This window comes from Caulobacter sp. (assembly GCF_049283275.1).
In the GTDB taxonomy this organism is placed as follows: Bacteria; Pseudomonadota; Alphaproteobacteria; order Caulobacterales; family Caulobacteraceae; genus Caulobacter.
The window spans coordinates 1-5892 of sequence record NZ_JBAPVS010000005.1 but is presented as its reverse complement, the minus strand read 5'-3'; the positions used below and the strand labels follow the sequence as shown (position 1 = coordinate 5892).

Genomic DNA, 5892 nt, shown 5'->3' with positions numbered 1-5892 from the left:
GTGCTGGTCCCCTCGACCGCCGTCCGCGACGCCAGCGTCTGGACCGTCGAGAACGGCCGAGCCCACCGGCGCCCCGTGCGTCTGGGCGCGGCCGCCGCCAGCCAGACCGAAATCACGGCGGGGCTGAAGGCCGGGGCCTCGGTGGTGCTCGACCCGCCCAAGGGGCTGCGCGACGGCGCCCGGGTGCGTCCGGCGCGAGGTCGATGATGTCCGGCCTTGCCGTGCTGGCGGACATCGCCCTGGCCCATCTCGTGGTGCGCGCCCGCCAGACCGTCGTGGCCATGCTGGGCGTCGCCATCGGAGTCGGCTTTTTCCTGGCGGTCTCGGGCATGATGGTCGGCTCGCAGAAGGATTTCATCCGCACCCTGATCGACACCGCACCGCACATCGTCGTCCGCGACGAACGCCGCGATCCCAGCCGCCAGCCCGCGCTCGACACCTTTCCGCAAGCGGCCGTGCGCATCTACGACCTGCGTCCGCAGGAAGAGGTTCGCGGCCTCAAGGACTGGCCGGCCATGCTGGCCGACGCCCGCGCCCTCCCCGGCGCCGTCGCCGCGCCGTCGATCAACGGGGCGGTGACGGTCGGCTTCGCCGGACGGACGGCGGCGGTGGCGCTGAACGGCGTCGATCCGCGCCTGGAAGGCCAGCTGACCAAGATCGAGGAGACCCTGAGCGGCGGCAAGCTCGTCGATCTGGAGGCGCGCCCCGACGGCGTGATCATCAGCCGGCCGCTGGCCGAGCGGATGGGCGCACGACTGGGCGACACCCTGATCGTCACCGCCCCCAGCGGCGCCTTGCAGCGCATGCGCATCCTGGCCCTGATCGAACCTGACGCCGGCGCCGGCTTCTATGCCGGCGACACCGTCGCCTATGGCCTGCTGCGCACCGCCCAGGTGCTGTTCGCCCGGCCCAACATCGTCAACCAACTGCACATCCGCCTGCCCGTCCCAGACGACGCCCAGCGTCTGGCTGCGCGCCTGGAGGCGCGGTGGGGCTATAAATGGGAGTCCTGGCAAGAACGCTCGGCCGACATCCTCAACCTGCTCGTGGTCCGCAACGTGATCATGTACGCGGTGATCCTGGCCATACTGGCGGTGGCCAGCTTCGGGATCTACACGGCGGTCTCCACCAGCGTCGCCGACAAGCGGCGCGACATCGCCATCCTGCGGGCCATGGGGTTCACGGCCGGCGACGTGCAGACCATCTTCCTCATCGAGGGCGTGTTGGTGGCGATCCTGGGGGCGGCGCTCGGCTTCGGGGTCGGCACAGCCCTGCTCGAGATCCTGGCCCGCCTGCCGCTGACCATGGGCGGCAAGCCCCTGGTCCTGCCGCTCGACCGCGGGGTCGGCCAGTACCTGATCGCCGGCGGGGCCTCGATGGCCGCCGCCCTGCTGGCCGCCTGGCTGCCGGCCCGCAAGGCGGCCAATGTCGATCCGGTGTCGATCCTGCGGGGCGCGGCATGAGCGTGCTGCTTGAGGGCCGCGGCCTGACCCGCCTGCTGACCGACCCGGAACCGTTCACCCTGGTCGACGACGTGTCGCTGGAGATCCGGGCCGGGGAACTGGTGGCCATCATCGGCCCCTCCGGCTGCGGCAAGTCCTCCCTGCTCTATCTGCTGGGCCTGCTGGACCGCCCCGACCGGGGCGAGGTGCTGATCGACGGCGTCGGCGTCGGCGACCTCGACGACGCGGCGCGAACCCGGCTGCGGCTCGAGCGCATCGGCTATGTGTTCCAGTTCCATTTCCTGCTGCCGGAACTGACCGCCCGCGCCAATGTCGCCCTGCCCATGCGCCGCCTGGGCCGACTGGACGCCGCGGCGATCGACGCCCGCGTCGACCTGCTGTGCGGCAAGCTGGGCCTGTCGGCGGAGGCCGAACGCCGGCCCGATCGGCTGTCGGGCGGCCAGCGCCAGCGGGTGGCCATCGCCCGCGCCCTGGCCAACGACCCCGCCATCCTGCTGAGCGACGAGCCGACCGGCAATCTCGACAGCGTCAACACCCGGCTGGTGATCGAGGAGTTCCAGAGGCTGGCGCATGACGAGCACCGCGCCGTCATCTGCGTGACCCACGACCTGGGGTTCGCCGAGGCGGCGGATCGCCGGATCCACATGCTCGACGGGCGCATCGTCGCCGGCGCCTGACGCCGATCCCGCGGCGCTTCTTGATCTTGATCAGGTTTCGGCCGGACCATCGCCCCTAAGCTTGAGGTCACGACGATCGGCTGGGACGTGATCATGCGCCATTTCATCGACACCCAGGACTTCACCAAGGCCGAGCTCCTTTCGTTGCTGGAGCTGACCGGCCTGCTCAAGGCGGCCGACCTGCAACGGGCCCTGCCGCCGCTGCTGGCGGGCGCGTCGCTGGGGATGATCTTCGAGGAGCCCTCCACCCGCACCCGCATCTCGTTCGAGGTGGCGATGACCAGGCTGGGCGGCCACGCCCTGTATCTGAAACCGGGCGAGATCCATCTGGGGGTGCGCGAGAGCCTCAAGGACACCGCCCGGGTCATCAGCCGCATGGTCGACGCCATCGAGGCGCGCACCCTCAAGCACGCCACCGTCACAGACCTAGCCCGCTACGCCACCGTGCCGGTGATCAACGGCCTGACCGACTACAACCACCCGACCCAGGTGCTGTGCGACGTCTTCACCATGCTCGAGCATCGGCCCGCCGGAAAGCCGCTGGAGGACCTGCGCGTCACCTTCATCGGCGACGCCACCAATGTCTGCTCGTCGCTGATGATGATCTGCACCCAGATGGGTCTGCACTTCACCCATTGCGCGCCGGAGCGCTATCAGGCGCCCGAGGCCTGGCGGGCCATCGCCCAGGCCAACAGCGCCGTTTCCGGCGGCTCCCTCACCCTGACCGACGATCCCGTCGCCGCCGTCGCCGAGGCCGACTTCGTCTATACCGACCTGTGGTGGTGGGTCGGCCAGGAGGCCGAGATCCCCGAGCGGACGGCCGCCTTCATGCCCCGCTACCAGGTCAATGACGCGCTGCTGGCCCACGCCCCGGCCCACGCCAAGTTCATGCACTGCCTGCCCGCCTCGCGCGGCGTCGAGGTCACCGACGCGGTGATGGATGGCCCGCGCTCGATCATCTACGACCAGTCCGAGAACCGGCTGCACGCCGAGAAGGCCATCCTGGTCGCCTTCATCGGCCCGCACCTGAAGCCGCGATCGCCGGAGCTGTCGCAATGGCACGCCGGCCGCATCGCCGACTTCCTGAAACACCATCCCCTCGCCGAGCCGGCTCCGGCCGCTCCCTCGCAGAAGGTCTAGGGCCATGTCAGACGCCGTCTCCGCCGCCGCGCCGCGTCCCCGCTTCAAGCGGGTCATGGGCCTGTTCGACGTCACCCTGTTCACCGTCTGCGCCATCCTGGTCATCGACACCCTGGCCGCCTCGGCCGCCATCGGCGCCTCGGCCCTGTCGTGGTGGGTGATCACCTTCGTGCTGTTCTTCATCCCCTACGGCCTGATCACCGCCGAGCTGGGCGCCGCCTATCCCGGCGAGGGCGGCATCCAGCACTGGATCCGCCGCGCGTTCGGCGACCGCTGGGCGGCGCGGACCACCTGGTACTACTGGGTCAATGTCGCCCTGTGGATGCCGTCCGGCTACATCCTGCTGGCCGGCCTGATCGCTCAGATCACCGGCATCGAGATGAGCCTGTGGAGCAAGATCGCCATCGGCGTGGGGGCCACCTGGCTGACCGTGCTGATCGGCGTCACCAGCCTGTCGACCGCCAAGTGGGTGCCCAATCTGGGCGCCGTCATCAAGGCGGCGATCATGCTGCTGATCGGCGGCGCCGGCATCTATGTGCTGGCGACCCGCGGACCGGCCAACGACCTGTCCTGGCCCAAGCTGATCCCGCAATGGGGCGCCGGCTTGGCCTTCCTGCCGGTCATCGTCTACAATTTCATGGGCTTCGAGCTGGTCTCCGGGGCCGGCGAGGAGATGCGCAATCCCAGCCGCGACGTGCCGATCGCGGTGATCACCGCCGGCCTGCTGATCTCGGCCTTCTACCTGCTGGCCACCTTCGGCATCCTGGTCGCCCTGCCCGTCAAGGACATCGGCCTGATCGAGGGCCTGCTCGACACCCTGCGTTCGCTGCTGGCCGGCGCGCCGGGGCTGAACGTGATCATCACCGTGATCGGCGTCGGGGCGGTGTTCACCATCCTGGCCAATCTGGTCACCTGGTCGATGGGAGCCAATCGCGCCGCCCAGGCGGCGGCGGCGGACGGCGAGCTGCCGGCGGTGTTCGGCCTGCTGCACAAATCCAACCAGACCCCGATCGGCGCCTACATCCTCACCGGCGTCGTCTCGACCTTGGTGATCGTCGCCTACGGCCTCTTCGCGCGCAGCGCCGAGGACCTGTTCTGGTCGCTGTTCGCCTTCAGCTCGGTGATCTTCCTGCTGCCCTACCTGGTGCTGTTCCCCGCCTTCCTGCGGCTGCGGGCCCGCGACGCGGCGACGCCGCGCCCCTATCGCGTGCCCGGCGGCGCCGTCGGCGCCGGCGTCATGGCGGTGGTCTGCACCCTGTTCATCCTGCAGGCGATCCTGTTCTTCCTCTGGGTTCCCGGGGTGGCGGTGGACTGGAGCAAGACCGGTCCGATCCTGGCCGGCGTCGCCCTGATCCTGACGCTCGGCGAGCTGGTCATCGGCGTGATGAAGGCCAACCGCCGCGGGGCGCCGCCCCGCGCGCCGCGCTAACGGAAAGGTCCATCATGTCCCAGGTCCTGGACACCACCCCGCGCGCCGACGGCTTTCGCATGCCGGCCGAATGGGCGCCGCACATCGGCTGCTGGATGCTGTGGCCCGAGCGTTCGGACAACTGGCGCGGCGGGGCCAAGCCGGCCCAGCACGCCTTCGCCGCCGTCGCCGCGGCCATCGTCCAGGGCGAACCGGTGACGGTCTGCGTGTCGCCGGCCCAGTACCTGATCGCCCGCGCCATGCTGGCCCCACCGGTGCGGGTGGTGGAGATGACCAGCAACGACAGCTGGATTCGCGACTGCGGTCCCACCTTTGTCGTCGACGACCAGGGCGCGGTGCGCGGCGTCGATTGGAAGTTCAACGCCTGGGGCGGGCTGACGGGCGGCCTCTACTTCCCCTGGGACCAGGACGACCTGGTCGGCGAGAAGGTCATCGAGCTGGAACGCGACGACCGCTACGCGCCCGACTTCGTGCTCGAGGGCGGCTCGATCGACGTCGACGGCGAAGGGTCCGTGCTGGTCACCGAAGAGTGCCTGCTCAACCCCAACCGTAACCCCGACAAGACCCGCGGCGAGATCGAGCAGATGCTGCGCGACTATCTGGGCGTCGAGGCGGTGCTGTGGCTCGAGCACGGCGTCTATCTCGACGAGACCGACGGTCATGTCGACAACATGTGCCGCTTCGTCGCCCCCGGCGAGGTGGTCCTGACCTGGACCGACGACGAGGCCGACCCGCAATATGCCCGCTCCGCCGCCGCCCTGGCGCGGCTGGCCGGCTATCGCGACGCCCGCGGCCGGCCGTTGCGGGTCCACAAGCTGATTCAGCCGACGCCGGTGCTGATCACCCCCGAGGAGGCCGCCGGCGTCGACAAGGTGGCCGGCACCCTGCCCCGCGAGCCGGGAGACCGGATGGCCGCCTCCTACGTCAATTTCTACATCGCCAATGACGTGGTGGTGGCGCCCAGCTTCGACGATCCTCAGGACGGGCCCGCCCTGGAGCTGCTGAGCCGGCTGTTCCCGACCCGCAGGATTCTCGCGGTCCCGGCCCGCGAGATCCTGCTGGGCGGCGGCAATATCCACTGCATCACCCAGCAGGAACCCCTGGGCGCGCGCGTCCGCCCCGGCGGTGGGAAGCCTTAGCCGTGCGCCGGGTGATCGCGCTTGGCGGCAACGCCCTGCTGCGC

The 5892-nt window shown here is 70.1% G+C and carries 5 protein-coding genes and 1 pseudogene; all 6 read left to right on the top strand.

What is annotated here, in order from left to right:
- Positions 1–207 (top strand): annotated as a pseudogene (locus tag WAL33_RS00245) (efflux RND transporter periplasmic adaptor subunit); the annotation flags it as partial.
- Positions 207–1463, top strand: coding sequence for an ABC transporter permease (locus tag WAL33_RS00240; RefSeq protein ID WP_422177342.1), 1257 nt, complete (start codon positions 207–209; stop codon positions 1461–1463). The pseudogene WAL33_RS00245 and the gene WAL33_RS00240, both read left to right, overlap by 1 nt.
- Positions 1460–2140, top strand: a complete 681-nt coding sequence (locus WAL33_RS00235) for an ABC transporter ATP-binding protein (protein WP_422177340.1) — start codon at positions 1460–1462, stop codon at positions 2138–2140. The genes WAL33_RS00240 and WAL33_RS00235 overlap by 4 nt, the downstream gene beginning before the upstream one ends.
- Before the next feature lie 93 nt (positions 2141–2233).
- Positions 2234–3280 carry a putrescine carbamoyltransferase gene (gene ptcA / locus WAL33_RS00230; RefSeq protein ID WP_422177338.1) on the top strand — a complete coding sequence of 349 codons (1047 nt, stop codon included), beginning with the start codon at positions 2234–2236 and terminating at the stop codon, positions 3278–3280.
- 4 nt (positions 3281–3284) lie between these two features.
- Positions 3285–4709 carry an APC family permease gene (locus WAL33_RS00225; RefSeq protein ID WP_422177336.1) on the top strand — a complete coding sequence of 475 codons (1425 nt, stop codon included), beginning with the start codon at positions 3285–3287 and terminating at the stop codon, positions 4707–4709.
- A 14-nt stretch (positions 4710–4723) separates the two neighbouring features.
- Positions 4724–5848: an agmatine deiminase gene (gene aguA, locus WAL33_RS00220; RefSeq protein WP_422177334.1), complete on the top strand. Its 1125-nt coding sequence runs from the start codon at positions 4724–4726 to the stop codon at positions 5846–5848.
- The last annotated feature ends 44 nt before the right edge of the window (positions 5849–5892 follow it).